18 protein-coding genes are annotated in these 20,117 nt (G+C 43.3%); 17 read left to right on the plus strand and 1 reads right to left on the minus strand.

Annotated elements, in window-relative coordinates; genetic code table 11:
* The first annotated feature begins 122 nt into the window (after nucleotides 1-122).
* On the plus strand, nucleotides 123-2,168 hold the full coding sequence (locus MARME_RS06095) for an NADPH-dependent 2,4-dienoyl-CoA reductase (protein ID WP_013660385.1): 2,046 nt from the start codon (nucleotides 123-125) through the stop codon (nucleotides 2,166-2,168).
* Between the two features lie 52 nt (nucleotides 2,169-2,220).
* Here MARME_RS06095 and MARME_RS06100 read toward each other — a convergent pair whose 3' ends face one another.
* A complete protein-coding gene (locus MARME_RS06100) occupies nucleotides 2,221-2,775 on the minus strand; it encodes a hypothetical protein (protein ID WP_013660386.1) in 555 nt (184 codons plus the stop codon).
* Between the two features lie 317 nt (nucleotides 2,776-3,092).
* On the opposite strand from MARME_RS06100, the gene iscR reads away from it, so the two are divergent.
* From iscR to MARME_RS06180, 16 genes are all read left to right on the plus strand, one after another.
* Nucleotides 3,093-3,593 carry a Fe-S cluster assembly transcriptional regulator IscR gene (gene iscR, locus MARME_RS06105; RefSeq protein WP_013660387.1) on the plus strand — a complete coding sequence of 167 codons (501 nt, stop codon included), beginning with the start codon at nucleotides 3,093-3,095 and terminating at the stop codon, nucleotides 3,591-3,593.
* Nucleotides 3,594-3,681: 88 nt separating this feature from the next.
* Nucleotides 3,682-5,118 (plus strand): Fe-S cluster assembly protein SufB, encoded by a 1,437-nt coding sequence (sufB, locus tag MARME_RS06110; RefSeq protein WP_013660388.1) that lies wholly within the window; start codon nucleotides 3,682-3,684, stop codon nucleotides 5,116-5,118.
* Nucleotides 5,119-5,132: 14 nt separating this feature from the next.
* Nucleotides 5,133-5,918, plus strand: a complete 786-nt coding sequence (gene sufC, locus MARME_RS06115) for a Fe-S cluster assembly ATPase SufC (RefSeq protein WP_013660389.1) — start codon at nucleotides 5,133-5,135, stop codon at nucleotides 5,916-5,918.
* Between the two features lie 2 nt (nucleotides 5,919-5,920).
* Nucleotides 5,921-7,198: a Fe-S cluster assembly protein SufD gene (gene sufD, locus MARME_RS06120; RefSeq protein ID WP_013660390.1), complete on the plus strand. Its 1,278-nt coding sequence runs from the start codon at nucleotides 5,921-5,923 to the stop codon at nucleotides 7,196-7,198.
* Between the two features lie 9 nt (nucleotides 7,199-7,207).
* Nucleotides 7,208-8,425 carry an aminotransferase class V-fold PLP-dependent enzyme gene (locus MARME_RS06125; protein WP_013660391.1) on the plus strand — a complete coding sequence of 406 codons (1,218 nt, stop codon included), beginning with the start codon at nucleotides 7,208-7,210 and terminating at the stop codon, nucleotides 8,423-8,425.
* A 10-nt stretch (nucleotides 8,426-8,435) separates the two neighbouring features.
* Nucleotides 8,436-8,789, plus strand: coding sequence for a HesB/IscA family protein (locus tag MARME_RS06130; RefSeq protein ID WP_013660392.1), 354 nt, complete (start codon nucleotides 8,436-8,438; stop codon nucleotides 8,787-8,789).
* Between the two features lie 3 nt (nucleotides 8,790-8,792).
* The gene (sufT, locus tag MARME_RS06135) at nucleotides 8,793-9,323 is read left to right on the plus strand and encodes a putative Fe-S cluster assembly protein SufT (protein ID WP_041647781.1); all 531 of its coding nucleotides are present in this window, start codon (nucleotides 8,793-8,795) and stop codon (nucleotides 9,321-9,323) included.
* Between the two features lie 139 nt (nucleotides 9,324-9,462).
* Nucleotides 9,463-9,888, plus strand: coding sequence for a SufE family protein (locus MARME_RS06140; protein WP_013660394.1), 426 nt, complete (start codon nucleotides 9,463-9,465; stop codon nucleotides 9,886-9,888).
* Between the two features lie 68 nt (nucleotides 9,889-9,956).
* The gene (locus tag MARME_RS06145) at nucleotides 9,957-11,108 is read left to right on the plus strand and encodes an IscS subfamily cysteine desulfurase (RefSeq protein WP_013660395.1); all 1,152 of its coding nucleotides are present in this window, start codon (nucleotides 9,957-9,959) and stop codon (nucleotides 11,106-11,108) included.
* Between the two features lie 273 nt (nucleotides 11,109-11,381).
* Nucleotides 11,382-11,966, plus strand: coding sequence for a hypothetical protein (locus tag MARME_RS06150; RefSeq protein ID WP_013660396.1), 585 nt, complete (start codon nucleotides 11,382-11,384; stop codon nucleotides 11,964-11,966).
* 29 nt (nucleotides 11,967-11,995) lie between these two features.
* A complete protein-coding gene (locus MARME_RS21390) occupies nucleotides 11,996-14,146 on the plus strand; it encodes an OmpA family protein (protein WP_190273423.1) in 2,151 nt (716 codons plus the stop codon).
* Nucleotides 14,147-14,641 (plus strand): Rab family GTPase, encoded by a 495-nt coding sequence (locus MARME_RS06160; RefSeq protein ID WP_013660398.1) that lies wholly within the window; start codon nucleotides 14,147-14,149, stop codon nucleotides 14,639-14,641.
* Between the two features lie 12 nt (nucleotides 14,642-14,653).
* Complete coding sequence (locus MARME_RS06165; RefSeq protein WP_013660399.1) at nucleotides 14,654-16,759, plus strand: putative bifunctional diguanylate cyclase/phosphodiesterase; 2,106 nt, start codon at nucleotides 14,654-14,656, stop codon at nucleotides 16,757-16,759.
* A 222-nt stretch (nucleotides 16,760-16,981) separates the two neighbouring features.
* A complete protein-coding gene (gene ndk, locus MARME_RS06170) occupies nucleotides 16,982-17,389 on the plus strand; it encodes a nucleoside-diphosphate kinase (protein ID WP_013660400.1) in 408 nt (135 codons plus the stop codon).
* 220 nt (nucleotides 17,390-17,609) lie between these two features.
* Nucleotides 17,610-18,731, plus strand: coding sequence for a 23S rRNA (adenine(2503)-C(2))-methyltransferase RlmN (rlmN, locus tag MARME_RS06175; protein ID WP_013660401.1), 1,122 nt, complete (start codon nucleotides 17,610-17,612; stop codon nucleotides 18,729-18,731).
* Between the two features lie 346 nt (nucleotides 18,732-19,077).
* Nucleotides 19,078-20,115, plus strand: a complete 1,038-nt coding sequence (locus MARME_RS06180; protein WP_013660402.1) for a RodZ domain-containing protein — start codon at nucleotides 19,078-19,080, stop codon at nucleotides 20,113-20,115.
* Nucleotides 20,116-20,117: the final 2 nt, after the last annotated feature.

Genomic DNA, 20,117 nt, shown 5'->3' on the forward strand with positions numbered 1-20,117 from the left:
CCAATTGGTCTAAGGGTCTAATAAAGAGACATTCTAACTCTTATCTTGACGCTGTCAAAATTGAACGCTATCTTGACGGTGTCAAAATAATAAAACAAGAATAATTAATGTAGAGAGTCGCTATGTTTGATACTTCTAATCCTGATGTTTATCCCAATATTTTTAAGCCGCTCGATCTTGGTTTTACGACGCTAAAGAATCGAATCATTATGGGTTCGATGCACCTTGGGCTTGAAGAGGCTGAGGGTGGGTTTGAGCGGATGGCAGCCTTTTATAAAGAGCGAGCTGAGGGTGGTGTTGCATTGATTGTCACCGGCGGCATTGCTCCAAACCCTGAAGGTGCGGTATATCAGGGTGCCGCTCAAATGACTAGTGACGGAGATGTTGCTAATCATGCGATTGTAACTGAGGCGGTTCATTTAGCTGGCGGAAAAATATGCATGCAAATTTTGCATGCGGGTCGCTATGCGTATTCGCCAAAGCTGGTGGCTCCGTCCGCGCTTCAAGCTCCAATTAACCCTTTTAAGCCTAAATCCTTGTCTGAAGTAGAGATTGAAAAGCAAATTAATGACTTTGTGCATGCTGCGATTTTAGCTCATAAAGCGGGTTACGATGGCGTTGAGATAATGGCGTCGGAAGGCTATTTCTTAAATCAATTTATCTGTGCGCGAACGAATCAGAGGTTAGATGACTGGGGAGGCTCGTTTGATAAGAGAATTAAATTGCCTGTTGAGATCGTATCTCGAATTAGGGCGGCAGTGGGTCGTGAATTTATCATAATATTTCGGTTGTCGATGTTGGATTTGGTGGAAGGCGGTTCGACGGTAGAAGAAACGGTGCAGCTAGGGTGTGCTGTTGAGAAAGCTGGTGTTGATATTATTAATACGGGAATAGGTTGGCATGAAGCGCGTGTCCCAACCATTGCGACTAAGGTACCCAGAGCGGCTTTTACGTGGGTAACGAAAAAATTTCGTGAGCATCTTTCTGTTCCTGTCGTGACGTCAAACAGAATTAATATGCCAGATACTGCTGAGGGCGTGCTTAAGAGAGGTGACGCCGATCTCGTCTCTATGGCGCGGCCATTTTTGGCCGACCCTGAATTTGTCGTCAAGTCCAGAGAGAACCGGGCGGATGAAATTAACACATGTATCGGCTGTAATCAGGCCTGCTTAGATCATGCTTTTGATGGCAAGATGACGTCATGTTTAGTTAATCCGCGAGCGTGTCATGAAACTAAACTTTTAATATTACCCGCAAATACGCCTAAAAAAGTTGCTGTGGTCGGTGCTGGCCCAGCAGGGTTGGCGTGTGCAACGACAGCAGCTAAAAGAGGGCATGATGTTACTTTGTATGACAAAGACTCAGAGATTGGTGGGCAATTTAATATCGCGAAAAAAATACCGGGTAAATCCGAATTCAATGAAACGCTGCGTTATTTCGCTAAGCAGCTCACTTTGCTTGGGGTAAAGGTGGTTCTCAATCATAAAGTATCAACTAAAGAGCTTAATGAATCGGGCTTTGATGAGGTTGTTATAGCAACTGGTATTACTCCAAGAAAACCTTCTATTGAGGGAATAGATCACCCTAAAGTACTTTCATACATTGATGTAATTCGCTCAGGTAAGGCAGTAGGGGACCGAGTTGCTGTTATTGGTGCTGGAGGTATTGGCTTTGATGTTAGTGAGTATCTGGTGCATCCGACACCCTTAGCTTCGTATAATCATACTCAAGAGACGGCTTCTTTTTTACAAGAATGGGGGATAGATATCGAGCTAACTCACCGAGGTGGCTTACTTTCAAAAAATAATCCTCAGCCTTCCAATCGAACGGTTTATTTGCTCCAAAGAAAAAGTGCGAAAGTAGGAGGGAATTTAGGTAAAACGACGGGGTGGATACATCGTGCGGGGCTTCTGAAAAGAGGAGTCAATATGGTGTCCGGTTGTGAGTATGTAAAGGTTGATGATATCGGCTTGCATTTGTTGGTAGAGGGGGAGCCGCAGATTTTAGAAGTGGATAACGTGATCGTCTGTGCGGGCCAAGAGTCATTGTGCGAATTGCAGGATGGTCTCGTTTGTTCAAGTCACTTAATTGGCGGTGCTAGTTTTGCGTCGGAGCTGGATGCAAAAAGAGCGATTAAGCAAGGTACAGAACTGGCGGTAACGCTTTAGAGCTTGCAAGGAGGTGTAAGGGCCTTGCAAGCTGGTTTTAAATAAACTCATATTATTGCTCGCTGCTTTCTGTATCAGTGTTGGTTTTAGGTTGTTTAGGTGGTTCGCCAGTCTTGAGCATGCGTAATAAGTTTAGGCGTTCTAAACTTGATTTGAGCGCCAGATCTGTTCGATATTGATACTCATTGGCCCAATCAGTTCCTCTAGGAACTAAGTCGGACAGGTCGCCAATACCTTGGCGCATTACAGATAAATAATTTTGTATGCTTTCTTCTTGGTTGATTAAAATATTTTTCAACGCCGTTGAGCTGCTGTGGCGTAGATACGTTCTAAGTACGCTGGCTTCCTGTTCTAATCCACTGATGACTTGTTCTTGTTGTGTGAGTTGTGTCTCTAGTGCTTTGATTTTTTCTTCGATGGGTTGTTCGCTTGAAGTGACTTCCGCAGCACTGCTATTGGAAAGGAAATAGAATATTCCAGAAGAGGCTCCTACGCTGACTAAAAAACACATGAAAAAACCAGCAATCAGCCCAATTGGGAGGTTGCGTTTCTTTTTCGCTGGTTTTTCGCTTACGTCTTCGTCTTTTAGTGTGTCATTTTTTGGCATGGCTGCTCCCTGTTGAATGCGTTTGTACAGGTTTATGTGAAACTTGCTTGCAAGTTTGATTAGCAGAAGCGTCCCTTCCTATCGACAGCGCTTCATAAGGTAGTAGCGAATAAAGTGCTGTCATGCGGTTAAGTTACCTTTTTTTGTTGTAATTGTATCGGCTTAAAGGTTCAGTTTTTTAGAATTACACCGTAAAATACGCAAAATTTTAAACCTTAGATGAATAACCTACTAAAATAGTCGGTTATATACTTGATCAAAATACTAGGTTTTTTGTATACTTGGTCGCAAAGAAATTAGTATTTGGTGGTTAAAAAATGCGCCTGACAACTAAAGGTCGTTATGCGGTTACAGCAATGCTGGATCTCGCTTTACATTCTGATAAGGGCCCCGTGTCTTTATCTGACATTTCGGCAAGGCAAGGCATCTCTCTTTCATACCTAGAACAGCTTTTCGCTAAACTTCGTAAGCAGTCTTTGGTATCCAGTGTCCGTGGTCCTGGTGGTGGATATCTTCTCAGTCGAGAGCGGAGTGACATTTTTGTTGCTCAAATTGTCGACGCGGTCAATGAGTCTGTTGACGCAACGGGGTGTCGAGGGCGTAGTGATTGTCAGGGTGGTACTACCTGTCTTACTCATCACCTTTGGTGTGATCTAAGTGATCAAATTCACGATTTTTTGAGTGGAATCAGTCTGGAGAAGCTTGTTCAACGTAAAGACGTACGTCTTGTTGCAGAGCGTCAATCTTCTGATGTGAAATTACCAGACCAACCGCACGAACAAGACCAAGATAAAATAAGCGCGGCGCTTCTTGGTTAAGTTGTTTAGAAGTTAGCATAGAAAATAATGGCAGAGAGAGACTTTCTCCAAGTCTTGTCGCGAGCCAATAAAGTGAGTGAATTCCAATATGACAGAGCAGATAGATAAGGCGCTGGCGAGAGAATACGAAGCGGGTTTTGTATCGGAAATAGAGTCTGATACGTTCGAGCCAGGTTTGAATGAAGACGTGATTCGTCGTCTTTCGCAAATTAAAGGCGAGCCAGAATGGATGTTAGACTGGCGACTAAAAGCCTTTCGTGTATGGCAGGAGATGGAAGAGCCTGATTGGGCACACGTGGATTATCCAAAAATCGATTTTCAGGCTATTGCTTATTACTCTGCACCAAAAAGTATGCAAGACAAGCCTAAGTCTTTGGATGAAGTTGATCCAGAACTACTCCGCACATACGAGAAGCTGGGCATTCCTTTAGTTGAGCAACAAATGTTGGCCGGCATTGCAGTAGATGCCGTTTTCGATTCTGTATCTGTTGTCACCACTTTTCGAGAAAAACTAGAAGAAGCGGGCGTTATTTTCTGCCCAATATCGGAAGCGCTTCATAAATACCCAGAGCTTGTTCAGAAGTATTTGGGTAGCGTTGTTCCGACAAAAGACAATTATTATGCCGCATTGAACTGCGCGGTCTTTACGGATGGATCATTTGTATACATCCCTAAAGGGACTCGCTGCCCTATGGAGCTTTCGACTTACTTCCGAATAAACGAACAGAATACTGGTCAGTTTGAACGTACCTTAATTGTTGCTGACGAGGGGAGTTACGTAAGTTACCTAGAAGGTTGTACGGCACCACAACGAGATGAAAATCAATTGCATGCTGCTGTTGTCGAATTGGTTGCAATGGATGATGCCGAGATAAAATATTCGACGGTACAGAACTGGTATCCTGGTGACGAAGATGGCAAAGGCGGTATATACAACTTTGTTACCAAACGCGGTATTTGTCATACCAATGCGAAAATATCTTGGACTCAAGTAGAAACAGGTTCTGCTGTTACTTGGAAATACCCAAGCTGTGTTTTGAAGGGTGATAACAGTGTTGGTGAATTCTACTCTGTTGCTCTAACTCGTGGGCGTCAGCAGGCGGATACCGGAACTAAGATGATCCATCTTGGTAAAAACACGAAATCGACCATTATCTCGAAGGGTATTTCAGCAGGAAAGAGTAACAATAGTTATCGTGGTTTGGTACGAATGAATCCGGGCGCAAAAGGCGCGCGTAATTTTACTCAATGTGATTCGCTGTTGATCGGTGATCAATGCGGAGCTCACACCTTCCCATACGTGGAGAGTCGTAATCCGTCAGCCATTATTGAGCATGAAGCAACGACATCTAAAGTAAGTGATGAGCAAATGTTCTTATGTCAGCAGCGCGGTTTGGATCCTGAAAAAGCGGTTTCTATGATCGTTAACGGGTTCTGTAAAGAAGTATTTAAAGAATTGCCAATGGAATTTGCCGTAGAAGCAGGCAAATTACTTGAAATAAGCCTTGAAGGTTCAGTAGGTTGAGGAATAAGTCAAACATGTCTAACGAAAACGTTTTGTTATCGATTAAAGATCTGCACGCAAGTGTTGAAGAAAAAAATATTATTAAAGGCCTCAACCTAGAGATTAAACCTGGTGAAGTTCATGCGATTATGGGACCGAATGGTGCGGGTAAGAGTACGCTAGGTTATGTTCTTTCTGGTCGTGAAGGCTACGAAGTAGATTCTGGGACCGTGAGCTTAAATGGCGAAGACCTGTTTGAAATGGAAACAGAAGAGCGCGCTCGTGCGGGGTTGTTTCTTGCCTTTCAGTATCCAGTAGAGATCCCTGGTGTAAGTAACCTTGAGTTTTTGAAGGCAGCGGTTGACGCGACGCGAGAGGCGAATGGCCAAGAGGCGGTTTCTTCTGCAGAGTTTTTGAAGCAGGCGAAAGAAGCATGTAAAAAAGTTAACTTGCCCGTTTCCTTTTTAAAGCGCGGAGTGAACGAAGGTTTCTCTGGCGGCGAAAAGAAACGTAATGAACTTATGCAAATGCTATTGCTAAAACCTAAAGTATGCATCTTGGATGAAACCGACTCCGGATTGGATATTGACGCACTTCAGGTTGTGGCGGAAGGTGTGAATAGCCAACGTTCAGACGATCGTAGCTTTATTGTCGTTACTCACTACCAGCGTTTATTGGATTACATTAAGCCTGATTACGTTCATGTTCTTTCAGACGGCAAAATCGTCAAGAGCGGCGATGCTTCTCTAGCGCTTGAGCTTGAGGCTCAGGGTTATTCATGGTTGCAAACAGAACCAGCTGAAGATGAATTAGAGGGCTAAGCATGAGCAAATGGTTTTCAAATGCGCTCACGCGAGCTCAAGATCTAACCGAACTCGCCGAGCAGCAGTGGTTAGCTCCAATTAGAGCAAAAGCGATTTCACAACTTAAGAATACTCGCTGGCCGAATCGTAAGACTGAAGCTTGGCGTTACACGCCATTGCGTGCAGTAGAAAGAACGCTGGCATCAGTAAAAAACGCTGATGCCGCTGAAAAAGGCTTAGTTCCAGCAGTCATTGAAGGGTTGTCGGCGATTGAGGTTGTTTTTGTTAATGGTGAATTTAGTGAAGCATTAAGTACTCAAGTGCTCCCAGCAGGTCTTTCTATCGTGTTGGGCTCTCAGCTAGACAACCGTGATGATTTGCTTGATGCGCTTTCAGAGATCAAACCCGAGCGTCACTTATTTGGCATGTTGAACGATGCGTTGGTTCAGGAAGTTGTTTGGATTAAGGTTGCTCAAGGGGTGTCGATTGATGCACCTATTCGAATTACGAATTTGTCGTCTCAAGCCGCTGAATCGCATGTGAAAGCATTTGTTTCTGTTGAAGAGGGGGCTCAAGTAACCGTTCTAGAAATGGCAGGCTCTAATGGACAAACACTTTCCACTGGATTCACTGAATACGATTTAGCAAAAGACTCACGATTGGAGCACTATCGGTTTGCACTTCAAACAGATGATAATGTTTCGGTCGGCGGTTGCCATTTTAGGTTGGGCGAAGCGGCACAACTAAACAGCAATATCATTGGGTTTGGCAGCGATTTACAGCGTTTGGATACAGATATTATTTACGCGGGAGAAAATGCGAACGCAAAATTAAATGCTGTATATTTGTTAGATGGCAATGAATTATTTGACCTACATGCCACCGTTGAGCATGCCGTTCCGAATTGTGTAACGGAAGAGAATATACGCGGTATCGTTGCGGATCGTGCGCGTGCTGTATTCAATGGCCGTATTCATATTCATCGTGACGCTCAAAAGACGCTAGCCGAGTTGAATAATCGTAATCTGCTTATGTCAGACAAAGCAGAGATCAATACTAAGCCTGAGCTTGAAATTTATGCGGATGATGTTCGCTGTGCGCACGGGGCAACCGTTGCGGAAATAGATAAGCAGGCGCTTTATTATTTGCAGACCCGAGGTATTAGTCGATCAAAGGCTCAGGTAATGCTTAATTTTGGTTTTATTAATGAGTTGATTGACCAGATGCCAAACGAGGTTATTGCACAATGGGTACGCCCCATTATCCGTAATCGATTTGAGCAAATGGAAGTAAAATAGGCGGTAATGATGACGTTTAATGTTGCGGCTATCCGTGAGCAGTTTCCGATATTAAAGCGCGAGGTGGATGGTAATCCACTGGTATATCTCGATAATGCGGCAAGTACGCAGAAGCCGCAGTGCGTCATTGATGCGTTGGTGGATTATTACACTCGATGTAATTCGAATGTCCATCGTGGCGCTCACCGACTTGCAGACGAAGCAACCAAAGAGTTTGAAGCGGCGCGTGACATTGTTAAAAACTTTATCAATGCACCTAATCGCGAAGAGGTTATTTGGACGTCTGGTACGACGGAAAGTCTCAATATTATTGCGCATGGGTTGCGTGAAACGCTTTCTAGTGATGATGAAGTGATAGTCACGGAAATGGAGCATCATGCCAACATAGTGACTTGGCAAGAGGCGTGTCGTTTTGCAGGTGCAACGCTCAAGGTTGTACCGGTTTCAGATCAGGGCGAATTGGACTTAGATGTTTTTGAAACGTTGCTGTCGCCGAAAACCAAGTTAGTTGCATTCCCTCACGTCTCTAACGTATTAGGAACGGTTAATCCGGTTAAATGGCTGACCCAAAAAGCCAAAGAAGTCGGAGCCTTGGTTTCCATCGATGGTGCGCAAGGTGTTGCTCATGGCGGTGTGGATGTTCAAGATATTGGCTGTGATTTCTATTCGTTTTCTGGCCATAAAATATACGCCCCGATGGGAATTGGAGTGATGTGGGGTAAGAAAGACGTCCTAGAAACGTGGCCTGTGTGGCAAACGGGCGGAGAGATGATCTCGACTGTCACTTTAGAAAAGGCGACATGGAATACCCTGCCGTATCGTTTTGAAGCCGGCACTCCAAACGTAGGAGATGCGATTGCGCTTGGTGCTGCAATAAAGTGGTTCTCAGAGTTTGACCTTAAAGAGGTTCAGGCTCATGAAAGGCAACTTATCGCGCACGCCACTAAATGTGCTGAGGCGTTTGAAGGCCTTACTATTATCGGTAATGCTAAAGACAAAGTAGGGGCGATCAGTTTTGTTCTTGATTGTGGACATCCTGCCGATATCGGATTTTTGTTAGATCGACAAGGTTTTGCTATCCGTACCGGTGATCATTGTGCACAACCTCTAATGTCTCGCTTTGATGTACCAGGAACGGCGCGAGTGTCTTTCTCAATTTATAATACACTTGAAGAAGTAGATGCCTTTTTTAATGCACTGAAAAAAGTGCGAATGATGTTGGCGTAGGAGGAAAAAGATGACAACTGCAACTTTTGACCCGAATCAAGCCGTCACGTTAACGGCGGTAGCCCAAAAGTATTTTTCTGCCAAGTTGACGGCTCAGCCAGAGAAGTTAATTAGACTGAGTACTAAAGAGAGTGGCTGTACTGGTTTTGCTTATGTTTTAGATATAGTGGCTAAAGCAGAAGACAGCGACGAAGTGCTAACGTTTGAAAATGGTCTTGAATTCGCTGTTGCTCAAGGATCTCTTGAGCTTTTGAAAGGGACTGAAATAGACTTGGTTCGAGAAGGTGTTAATCAGGTCGTAAAATTCAATAACCCAAATGTCATTGCCGAGTGTGGTTGTGGCGAAAGCTTCAGTGTGAATTAATCGATGCAAAAAATGGTTGTAACTCAGCGGGCTTGTCCTGCTCGTCGAGTTCCTAGTGGTGAGCCAACGCTCATTCCAGAAGGGCAATTTATCACGATTAATCAAAGCTTAGGTGGAAACTATACCATCACATTTCAAGGGAATATGCTTCGAATTGATGGAACGGATGCTGATGCAATTGGTCAAGAGCCGGAAGTCCTAAACTTTGAAGATAATGGTTCTGGAGACATTGTAGAGGAACAAGTCTGGCAGGCATTGGACTCAGTATTCGATCCTGAAATCCCGATTAGTTTAGTGTCGTTAGGGTTGATCTATAACGTAGAAATTGATCAACACCTTAATTCTGTTCGGATTAATATGACGCTTACAGCGCCAGGCTGCGGAATGGGACCAGTACTAGTAAGTGATGTTAAGTATCGAGTTGAACTTGTCCCTAATGTTGACCTTGTTGAGGTTGATTTGGTATTTGACCCACCATGGTCACGAGACATGATGAGTGAAGAGGCGCAGCTTGAAGCGGGTTTGTTCTTTTAGGTGTTATTGAGCGTTCTACAAAATTTTAAATATGCGAATTATTGTCTTAATGGCGATGTGTAATTCGAATAAAATAGCAAACAATCAAGGAGTGCTTTCTTGGTTGTTTTTTTGTTTCTAAGGGTGAGTGAGGATAAGTATGTCTCTACCGAGTACTGAAGATATAGTTGATGATTTGTCTTTTTTTGATGATTGGGAAGAGCGTTATAAATACATCATTGACTTAGGTAAGTCGCTCCCGAATTTTGAGGATGAGTGGCGCACTCCCGAGCGTCTTGTAAAGGGTTGCCAAAGCAACGTGTGGATTCAACCGGGAAATATGAATCATCCAGAATATGGCGAAGTGCTAACATTTTCAGTGGACAGTGATGCTGTAATCGTTCGAGGACTGTTGGGCTTAGTGTTGGCCGCGTATGACCACAGGACACCTAAACAAATTTTAGAGTTTGATATCGACGAATATTTTGGCGCAGTAGAATTAGAGCGACATTTGAGCCCTACTCGCGGAAATGGCCTGCGTTCAATCGTTTCGCGTATTAAAGCGATCGCTCAGGCGTCTGTTTAGAGCGCTTTTTGAGTATTCTATCGTCCATCTTCGGACCTGCAACTTAAGAGACAGTTAGAGATATATCCATGCAAAACCCAGTCTATCTTGATAATTCCGCTACGACCCCAGTTGACCCACGAGTCGCCGATAAGATGATGTCTTGTTTGACTCAAGATGGTAATTTTGGAAACCCTGCGTCTCGTTCTCATTTATTTGGCTGGCGTGCTGAAGAGGCTGTCGAAGAGGCTCGTCTTCAGGTGGCGGAGTTGATACAGGCTGATGCGCGTGAAATCGTCTGGACGTCTGGGGCAACAGAGGCTGATAACCTTGCTTTAAAAGGTGTAGCTTATGCGTACCGTAAGAAAGGTCGGCACATTATCACCTCTTCTATTGAGCATAAGGCGATTCTTGATCCGTGTAAGCAGCTAGAGAAGGAAGGGTTTGAGGTTACGTATTTAAAGCCGAACTCAAAAGGTGAGATCACGGTAGAGTCTGTCGTTGCCGCGATTACTGAAGGTACGATCTTAATTTCCCTGATGCATGGTAATAATGAGCTAGGTGTTTTAACCGATATCAATGCAGTGGGGGCGGTAGCGAAAGAACATGGTGTTCTTTTTCATGTTGATGCCGCTCAGACAACAGGAAAAGTCGACATTGATGTGAAGGCTATGAATGTTGACCTGATGTCTCTGACGGCTCATAAGTCTTATGGACCTAAGGGAATTGGTGCCTTGTATGTTAGACGCACTCCAAAAGTAAAACTTGAAGCTCAAATACACGGGGGTGGCCATGAACGAGGTATGCGTTCAGGAACGTTGGCGACCCATCAGATAGTAGGAATGGGCGAAGCTTACCGCATAGCCAAAGAAGAAATGGCGAAAGATGCTTTGCAAATCTCCGAGCTAAGAGATTACCTTTGGGTGGAGCTGCAAAAGCTAGGCGGTGTGCATTTGAATGGTGCTAGTGACAATCGAGTGGCCGGTGTTTTGAATGTTGGTTTTGAAAACGTGGACGGCGAAGTCTTGCTCATGTCCTTGAATGATATTGCAGTATCTTCTGGTTCCGCTTGTACATCAGCGAGCCTTGAGCCTTCTTATGTTTTGAAAGAAATAGGCTTGGATGACTCGCTTGCACATGCATCCTTGAGGTTGTCAATTGGTCGCTTTACCTCAAAAGCGGAAGTGGACTACGCTTTAGGGGTTATTTCTAATGCAGTTTCGTCATTGCGTGGAGCGTGATGAGGTAGTGTGCTTAGTTTGAATTACCTTGAGTCGACGTGAGCTTGTAAAGCATCCCTCTTCTTGAGGCTGTCATTCTTTTTGGTTATTATGGCGCTGTTTTTCTATAATTGCTTGTTATTTAAAGAGTTGGATCAGTCTGAGTATTGGTGCAGTGGTATTTATTGTTGTTGAGAGTATAGTAATTAGCTAATGCTTTATTTCCATGTTCAAATGGATATCTGCATTTGAATGCTTACTTTAGATTGCTAGGTATGAAGGAAGGAAATTGGTATGACTAAACCCGAAGATGTAGAAACCGTAGAGAATGCTGAAAGTGAATCTATTGAAGAAGTCTCCAATTCAAACGAAGACACTTCTCAGTCAGCTTCTTCGGAACTAGATCAGCTTCGAAGTATTGTCTTTGGCGCGGCGAAGGCTGATTTAGATGAGCGGATACGTAGCCTTCAAGACGAAGTAAGAGCTGGATTTGAGCAGGCTACTCTAGCTTTGCATCAGCAAATTTCAGACGTTCAGGCGGCGTTGCAAGACAGTGTGAATTCATTAGAAGATCGCATTAGTCAGGTCGATACTCATTACGATTATAAAACGTCTGAATTGACGAAAAATATCGAAACACTTGCAGCAGAAGTTGAGTCAAATGATGAGAATAATCGTCAGCTTGATGAAGCACTTCATAAACGTATAGATGAAGAAATTCAGCAGCTTACCGATCAGTTTACTCAGAAACATAATCAAACAATTGACCTACTTAATCAGGTTAAGAAAGAGCTGAATTCCTCCAAAACAGACAGAAAAACCCTTGCTAAGCTATTGGCCACTGTGGCGACAAATCTTGAGACAGAAGAAGATAGCTGAGTTTGCCTATGAGCAGCAACAGGGAGTCGATGTCCACCCCATCTAATGAGAGTCAACAAATGGCGCAGTTGCGTCATTTGGTATTGGGCGACGACTGTCAGATTGTACGGGATGTGGTAGAAGAAGAGGCTCGTGATCTCGTTACCAATGTATTAACCGAGGCGTTGCACGATCGGCAAAAGGCGGATGGTAGTGTGACAGCGGTTATCGCGCCGCTTGTTGAGCAGTCGGTTGAGTCGTCAGTTGTTGCTCGAAAAGAGCAGTTTGTCAGCTACTTGTACCCCTTGGTGGGTAGTTTAGTTCGAAAGTCGGTTAGTTCATTTCTAGCAGAAATCATTGAACAAACAAATGAGCTTCTTGAGAGTAGCTTAACCTATAAAGGCCTCAAGTGGCGATTTGAAGCTCGTCGAGCGGGTGTTCGCTACTCTCAGTATGTCGTTCAGCAAACGTTTGTTTTTCGAGTCGAGCAGGTTCTGCTGATACACCGTGAAACGGGTATGTTGCTAAAAACGGTTATGCGAGACAAAACGCAAGCAACCGATGGCGATATGGTTTCCGCCATGCTGACAGCAATCAATGATTTCGTTGCAGACTCGTTTTCCCCGCAAGAGAACGACCAAGAGCAAAGTCTTGATGAAATAAAAACCGATGATTTTACTCTGTTAATAAAGCAAGGGCCAAATGCAATATTGGTTGGTGCAATTACAGGTAATCCTCCAGCGGGCATCGGTGATAAATTTCAACTTACGTTAGAGTCTATTCACCAAATCTACAACGACGAGCTAAATAATTACGAGGGCGATTCTTCTGAGTTTGAAAACACTGAGCAGCAACTCAATGACTGTTTGCTTGCTCAGCAAAAAGAGAGTAAAACAGAAAAGAAGAAGATGCCATGGTTGGCTATTGTATTATTTTTAATCGGTTTTGCGGGTATTGGCGCTTATTTTTATCATGGCTGGCAACTGGACTCTGTCGCAAATGAGATTCGTGATCTTCCGTCGCCCCCAGGAGTCGTTCTGTTAAATGCAAATACGTGTGATGACAAGGTATGTGTGGATGTGCTTAGGGATCCTATTGCATTGCCCGTATCAGACTGGATTGCGGGTGTATCAGATATGGAGAACATTGATCTATCTGAGCGTTATTACCGCTCTCTTGATGAGCGTTTATTGCCTTTGCGGTTTGAGAAAATGGCTAATGAGTTTCCAGAGCTTCAATTCGATGCCGCACGTTCTGCGTTTTTAGGAGCTCTTTCTCAAGAGCGTTATCTTCTGCTTAGATCTAAATTATTAGACATATCTGATGCAGAAATGATCAATAAAATACTGGCGAATGTGCTTATTGAGGAGCAGAACAGTTCAAGTTCAGCGTTGCTGATAAAGGTAATGAGCGATGTTCGGCAGTTGCCTGAAGCGCCGGGTATTGCGCTTATCGGCATGAATGTATGTGGTCAGCATGTTTGTATTGATGTGCTTCGAGACCCAGATGCGCAAAAAGTAACGTCTTGGCTTGGTGACGTTGTCTCTTCTGAATTGATTACAATAAATGAGCGTCGCTTTTCTGCTTATGATGAAAGGTTAATACCGAGAAGGTTAGCGCGTATTGATGCAGCTTTTCCCAATGTCGCCTTTGACGCACAGAGCCATTCCTTCTCTGGCGTTTTGTCAGCACCAAAATTTGATCAATTGCGTTCTGCTATACAACGTATTCAAGAACTGGTTGAGGTCGATTCTGTTTTAAGAGGTGTTTCGATTAAATCGCAACGTGTGGATAGTGGTGTTTCTAACGAGTTATTAATAGAGCAACAAATTCGTGAAGTAGAGCTATCTAGTGTTCCGTTTGATGTCAATGCAAGTCAATTACCGTCTAACCATTCTGATCTTATCAAGTCACTGAGTCGTGAAATTACGCGTCTAGCAGAACTTGCTAAGGTGTTGGATCAACGACTACTCGTAGTGGTAATGGGGACAAGTACATTGGGTGGCACAGATAGTTATAATCAACAGCTAAGCTTAGACAGAGCTGATTCGGTGATAAAAGCGCTCATTAGCGAAGGCGTTTCACCAGAGATTTTAAGAACGGCAGGGCTTGGAGCGCTTAAAGAGCGTCGTGATGCCCCCAAAGTCATATTCGATGTAATTCGGTTTTCACCTGAAGGTAATAGAGAAGTGCGGAACTAAATGATCCAGAAAAAAATTTGCATGTTAGGTGCATCGGCTGTTGGCAAGACCAGTTTGGTTAAGCAGTTTGTCGAAGGCATCTTCTCTGACCGGTACCTGACAAGTATTGGTGTCAAAATTGATAAAAAAATCTTAGAGGTAGAGGATTCTACCGTCCAGTTGATGCTATGGGACATCGAGGGTGTTGATCGATACGCAGGTTTCAACCCTAAATATCTGCGTGGTGCGTCTGCGGCCATTATCGTTGTTGACCAAACTCGAACTCAGTCCTTTCTTGAAGGTGTAGAAATTTGTCGACTTGTTAAACTTGAAAAAGAAATGCCTATTTTTTTAGTCTCTAACAAGAGTGATTTGCCTAAATCTGGAACGTGGGATAGTGCGGCGGATTGCGGTGTTGCTTCATTGTTTGAGCGCAGTTTTAATACGAGTGCGAAAACTGGAGATGGTGTCGAAGATATGTTTCACAATGTTGCGAAAGCAGCCCTAAATAAGTAGAAGGCAGATACTATGAGCGCATTACTGTATCAAGAATTAGGGATATTTGATTGTGTTGTGCTTAAGCATATAAAAGACGACTCCTTTCTAATTCACTTCGCCAACGATAATTGGTTTCGATCCTTGTTCCCAGATAACCATGTCGGCGACGAAGTCGTATTGAATGATACGCCTTATTATCTTGTTGATTTTCTGTATGACGCCAAAGAATTTTGGCGGCTAAACTCAAATGGCCGTATTAACTCTGGTATTTGGAGTGAGCAAACAGGGCGTAAAGTATTGCGCTTAGAAGCGGCTGCTATATCAAAGGATGAAGAGCACTTTTTAGTGCTGTTTAACTTAGAAAACGAATACAACAAGCGACAGAATACCTTGCAGATTGCACGTGAACTTTTGATTTCTAATGATAAGGTTCTGGAGCAGCACGAAGTTATTCGGGAACGGATAGAGGCTTTGGCTGTTCAGAGGGAAACTCAAGGGAATGTGAGTCTACCGGTGAAAGAAGTCATTGAAAGCGCTGAATTTGGTGTTGCAATTATTGATCATGATCTTCAGCTTGTTGAGCAGAATCCCGCGCTATTCAGACTGTTTGAAATGCTCCCTGGAGATGTCGGACGACCTGCAGCCTTGTTACTCGAACTTTGCCAACGCCAGTTTCCAGAATTTCAACGCATTTTAGAGACCAGAAGTCGCTGGAGTGGTGAGCTCTATTGGATGAAACCTCCGTCGCTAAGTCGGTGGATGCAACTTACTGTTAGCCCAGTAGAAAGTGAAACGGAAGGTCATTACTGGCTTCTCTTAGTGACCGATATTTCTCGCGAAAAGTACCTTCAGCAAAGTAACGAAAAACTCACGTATTTTGATGTGCTTACAAACCTTCCAAATCGTCAATACTATTGGCAATGTTTGGAGAATGCGATAGAGGTTGGGCAAAGCTTTTTCGCGATGCAGTTGGATATAAAGCAACTAAAAAGTGTTAATGAAGTATTTGGTTTTACAGTCGGTGATATTCTGCTAAAGGAGCTTGCTGAGCGTTTACGTCAGTTGGTTAGCCCTAATGATGTGTTGGCAAGAATTGGCGGTAATGAATTTGCGGTTATTTTACGAGAAACACAGCAAGAAAAGTGTGAGCAAATCGCTCGTAAAATGATATCTGATATTTGTGCGCCATATTATGTGATGGAGCAACAATATAAGTGCAGTGTTGGTGTTCGTATTGGTGTCTCTCATTTTCCTTATGATAGCGTTGTTGCCGAAGAGTTGATGAAGTATGCGGATTTAGCTTCTTTTAGTATTAAGCAGGGCGGAAAAAGTGCAGTTCAATTCTATTCTCGTGAACTAAAAGAAAGTTCTTTGAGAAGAATGGAGTTAGAAGCGGCGTTGCGCGACGCGATTGATAATGGTGAGTTTGAGCTGTTTCTTCAGCCTATTTTGGACCTCGATACAGGAAAGATATCTCAAGCTGAGGCGTTGATACGTTGGCGACGACCTGGCATAGGCCTTATTTTCCCCGATGAGTTTATTCCGATTGCTGAAAAGTCTGGGCTGATTATTGCGATTGGGAAATGGGTTATACAAGAAGCATCGCGTTTATTGGCAGTGTTGCATCAGCAAGATCAGTTTATTAAGTTGTCTCTTAATTTATCACCCTCACAAGTCAGTGATCGGTCGCTTTTGGGTTTTATTCAGCGGCATATTGAAGCGAATCATGTTGATCCGACTTATCTAGAGCTTGAGCTGACAGAGAACGTATTAGTTAACGACTTTGAAAGAATAAACCATTTTTTGAGCGAGGTTCGGAAAATGGGAGTCAGTGTCGCAATTGACGATTTTGGAACAGGCTATAGCTCTTTGTCTTATCTTCCTAAGTTGCCGATCGATTTTATTAAGATTGATCGATCCTTTATCGGTGAGTTAATTGACAGTGACAGTAATAGAGCCATTGTGCTGGCAATTCTTGCGATGGCAAATAGTCTGAAGCTGGGTGTGATTGCAGAAGGTGTGGAGGTTGAGTCACAAAAAGCGTTTTTACGCGAGCATCACTGTCAATCTGCGCAAGGCTACCTGTTTAGTCGTCCTGTTCCATTTGATGAATTCTGTAAGTTACTTCGTGGGTAACTGACTTTAATTCTTTTGGTTTTGGTGAGCCTCTTATTTGGCATATCTAGCGCCTGTTTGAGATAGTGTGACTTTATTTTTAAGTTTGCCTAAAAAATAGACAAAGTTTTTTGCGAACGGCATACAATTTTAATAAAGACATGCGTATAATCCACGCGCGAAACTTTTTAGATAACAGGTTCAGTGTTTGAATCTGATTAAAATACATATTGGAGTTTAAAAATGGCGCTAGAACGCACTCTATCAATCATCAAGCCAGATGCAGTTGCAAAAAATGTTATCGGTGAAATCTACACTCGTTTCGAGCGTGCTGGCCTAAAAATCGTTGAAGCGAAAATGATCCAACTGGATGATGAGCTTGCTGGTGGTTTTTATGCTGAGCATAAAGAGCGTCCTTTCTACAACGACCTAGTTGCTTTCATGACTTCTGGTCCTGTTGTTGTTTCTGTTCTTGAAGGTGAAAACGCGGTTGCTCGTCACCGTGAGCTTATGGGTGCAACTAACCCTAAAGAAGCGGCAACTGGTACTTTGCGTGCAGATTACGCTGAATCTATTGACGCAAATGCTGTACACGGTTCTGATTCTGCTGCTTCTGCTGAACGCGAAGTTGCTTACTTTTTCGGTAAGTAAGAATTAATAAGTCTATTTACTACTATAGTAAATAGACTTGCAGAGGCGTGATGAATAAATCGTCGCGCCTTTATTCAGAGGCTTCTGAAAAGCATATTTCTTTTCAGAAGCTTTTTTCGTATTTATTATTTTGAAACACAGGCTCTCAAGCGATTTCTTGCTTATCGCATCTTTATTGTAGAGAAGCCTCAAAGCGTATACGCAAGTGATTGGTTAAAACATGTCTGCTACACAAAAAGTTAATTTGCTCGGTTTATCTCCAGAAAAGCTCGTTGAGTTCTTTGAGTCGATTGGTGAGAAGAAATTTCGTGCAACCCAGGTGATGAAGTGGATTCATCAAAAAGGTGCAGAAAGCTTTGAAGAGATGACTGATGTCAGCAAGAAGCTTAGAGCGAAACTTGAGGGAATATGTGAAATCCGTGCTCCGGAAATCGTGGAGCAAAATATCTCTACTGACGGAACTCGAAAATGGATCATTCGTACTGAAGGTGGCATGAACGATTGTGTTGAGACAGTGCTTATTCCTGACGGGGACCGTGCAACGCTGTGTGTGTCTTCTCAAGTAGGGTGTTCTCTAGATTGTAGCTTTTGTTCAACGGGCAAGCAGGGGTTTAACCGCAACTTGACGCCAGCGGAAATTATTGGTCAGTTGTGGATTGCTATTAAATCATTTGGGCCAATGGATCCAAATGGTCCTCGCCGCGTTACAAACGTTGTGATGATGGGGATGGGCGAGCCGCTGATGAACTTTGAACCTGTTGTCGATGCCATGATTCTTATGATGCATGATAACGCTTACGGGCTTTCAAAGCGTCGCGTTACGTTGAGTACATCAGGTGTTGTTCCAAAGATATATGAATTGGTTAAGCGTACGGACGTTTCTTTGGCGATCTCTTTGCACGCTCCCAATAACCCGCTGCGAGATGAATTAGTCCCAATCAACCGCAAGTATCCGATTGAAGAGTTGCTGGAAGCGTGTCAGCACTATTTGGATAATCTTCCAGATAAGCGCCATATTACCATTGAGTATACAATGATGGCGGGAGTCAATGATCAAGAACAACATGCACGAGAGTTAGCTCATTTACTAAAAGACTTAGAATGTAAGGTGAACTTAATTCCATTTAATCCTTTTCCTCATTCTGGTTATGAAAAACCTTCTAACAATCAAACTCGTCGGTTCCAGAAAATTTTGGCTGATGATGGGTACACTGTGACAGTTAGGACTACTCGTGGTGACGATATAGATGCCGCATGTGGACAGTTGGTTGGTGACTTTCATGATAAGACTCGCCGATCTCAGAAGTATATTGAACTTCGTGAAATTGGTGATCAATCGTAGTCATAAAACGAGAGGTTTGAACTTTGAATCAGTAAAGCTGTCAAAAAATGGTCAAAGTTCGTCTTCTTTATGAATTCGAGATAAAAAAATGCATTCTTTTGCGAATGAGATTTGATGGTAAGCGTCAATCTTGTTTTAATAGCCATTATTGATAAGGTGTGCTTTTAAGTATACATCAGGCTCGATAGCTTATGTTTCGGCGTATATGAGTAAATTACTTCACTTGTAAGCCCGCTACGTAGGTAATGAAATGGAAATGTCTGTCGTGAGTTACTCTTCACGAAACTGACCTTTCTTTCCATTTATTGTATGCCACCTTGTTTTGCCTGAGACCCAAGGTATAAAAATGACTACCGAATATGAGACAGAGATGGTTCTGCCAGAAGATACTGGCGAAACGGACATCGGAAAAAAATTAAAAATGAAAAGAATGTCGCTAGGCCTAGATGAAAGACAGGTCGCGACAGAATTGAAATTGCCGATAGAACAAGTGATTGCGCTTGAAAGCAATCAGTTCGACTTCTTTCGTAGCATCACCTTTGCGAGAGGTTATCTTAAGAGCTATTGCCGTTTATTGGCTCTTGACCCTCGTGCGATCCTTTCTGCTTTTGACCTTCAACAAGCGACTACCGAGCCAACGGTTAAACCTGTAGATAAAGTGAATAAACAGGCAAACTTTGGTGATCCAATTGTAATCTTTATTTCCATTGTTCTTGTCGCTGTGATTGTGTTTGTAGCGGTCTGGTTGCCAACACTTGACGAAGATTCAAACGAAGAAAATGTCGAATCAGTGGTTCAAGAAGCCGCTTCGGAATCACAATCGGAGCAGGTTGGTCTAAATGCTGATGTTAGCTCTGATGGTAGCGATTTATCTCTGAAGAATGAAGAAGGTATCTCTGCGCCGAATGCAGAGGCAAGTGATGCATCGGGTAACCAGTTGGAGAGTGCTCAGTCTCCAACGCGTAATTTAGACGATGCAGATCGTATTGAAAATACAAAGGAAGAGTCTGATATCGAAACGGGCTTGTCTGCAGAAACGAAAGCCCTATTAGAAGAGGCTGGAGTTGACCCAGAAAAAGTAGCTAAAGAAGCGGCTCAAGATTCAAGTTTGAACAAGCCTGTTGCTGAGCCAGTCCTTGCTTACAATTATGAAGTAGAAATGTCTTTCAGTGCGGACTGTTGGACTGAAGTAAGAGATGGTAAAGGAAAAATACTGTATTCAGGTGTGAAGTCTAAAGGAAGTACGCTTGAACTAAATGGTAACGCGCCTTATCGAATCGTACTTGGGTTTGCTCGCGGAGTATCATCGATTAAATTCAAAGGCGAAGAGTTCGACTTTTCTTCATTTATTCGTAAAGACCTAGCTCGTTTTGAGCTCAAGTAGAG

It is taken from the genome of Marinomonas mediterranea MMB-1 (assembly GCF_000192865.1).
Classification (GTDB): domain Bacteria; phylum Pseudomonadota; class Gammaproteobacteria; order Pseudomonadales; family Marinomonadaceae; genus Marinomonas; species Marinomonas mediterranea.

What these genes read in the sequence shown, in the direction of transcription:
- MARME_RS06095 (WP_013660385.1), top strand. Translation starts at nt 123, where the DNA reads ATGTTTGATACTTCTAATCCTGATGTTTATCCCAATATTTTTAAGCCG.
- MARME_RS06100 (WP_013660386.1), bottom strand. Translation starts at nt 2,775, where the DNA reads ATGCCAAAAAATGACACACTAAAAGACGAAGACGTAAGCGAAAAACCA.
- iscR (WP_013660387.1), top strand. Translation starts at nt 3,093, where the DNA reads ATGCGCCTGACAACTAAAGGTCGTTATGCGGTTACAGCAATGCTGGAT.
- sufB (WP_013660388.1), top strand. Translation starts at nt 3,682, where the DNA reads ATGACAGAGCAGATAGATAAGGCGCTGGCGAGAGAATACGAAGCGGGT.
- sufC (WP_013660389.1), top strand. Translation starts at nt 5,133, where the DNA reads ATGTCTAACGAAAACGTTTTGTTATCGATTAAAGATCTGCACGCAAGT.
- sufD (WP_013660390.1), top strand. Translation starts at nt 5,921, where the DNA reads ATGAGCAAATGGTTTTCAAATGCGCTCACGCGAGCTCAAGATCTAACC.
- MARME_RS06125 (WP_013660391.1), top strand. Translation starts at nt 7,208, where the DNA reads ATGACGTTTAATGTTGCGGCTATCCGTGAGCAGTTTCCGATATTAAAG.
- MARME_RS06130 (WP_013660392.1), top strand. Translation starts at nt 8,436, where the DNA reads ATGACAACTGCAACTTTTGACCCGAATCAAGCCGTCACGTTAACGGCG.
- sufT (WP_041647781.1), top strand. Translation starts at nt 8,793, where the DNA reads ATGCAAAAAATGGTTGTAACTCAGCGGGCTTGTCCTGCTCGTCGAGTT.
- MARME_RS06140 (WP_013660394.1), top strand. Translation starts at nt 9,463, where the DNA reads ATGTCTCTACCGAGTACTGAAGATATAGTTGATGATTTGTCTTTTTTT.
- MARME_RS06145 (WP_013660395.1), top strand. Translation starts at nt 9,957, where the DNA reads ATGCAAAACCCAGTCTATCTTGATAATTCCGCTACGACCCCAGTTGAC.
- MARME_RS06150 (WP_013660396.1), top strand. Translation starts at nt 11,382, where the DNA reads ATGACTAAACCCGAAGATGTAGAAACCGTAGAGAATGCTGAAAGTGAA.
- MARME_RS21390 (WP_190273423.1), top strand. Translation starts at nt 11,996, where the DNA reads ATGTCCACCCCATCTAATGAGAGTCAACAAATGGCGCAGTTGCGTCAT.
- MARME_RS06160 (WP_013660398.1), top strand. Translation starts at nt 14,147, where the DNA reads ATGATCCAGAAAAAAATTTGCATGTTAGGTGCATCGGCTGTTGGCAAG.
- MARME_RS06165 (WP_013660399.1), top strand. Translation starts at nt 14,654, where the DNA reads ATGAGCGCATTACTGTATCAAGAATTAGGGATATTTGATTGTGTTGTG.
- ndk (WP_013660400.1), top strand. Translation starts at nt 16,982, where the DNA reads ATGGCGCTAGAACGCACTCTATCAATCATCAAGCCAGATGCAGTTGCA.
- rlmN (WP_013660401.1), top strand. Translation starts at nt 17,610, where the DNA reads ATGTCTGCTACACAAAAAGTTAATTTGCTCGGTTTATCTCCAGAAAAG.
- MARME_RS06180 (WP_013660402.1), top strand. Translation starts at nt 19,078, where the DNA reads ATGACTACCGAATATGAGACAGAGATGGTTCTGCCAGAAGATACTGGC.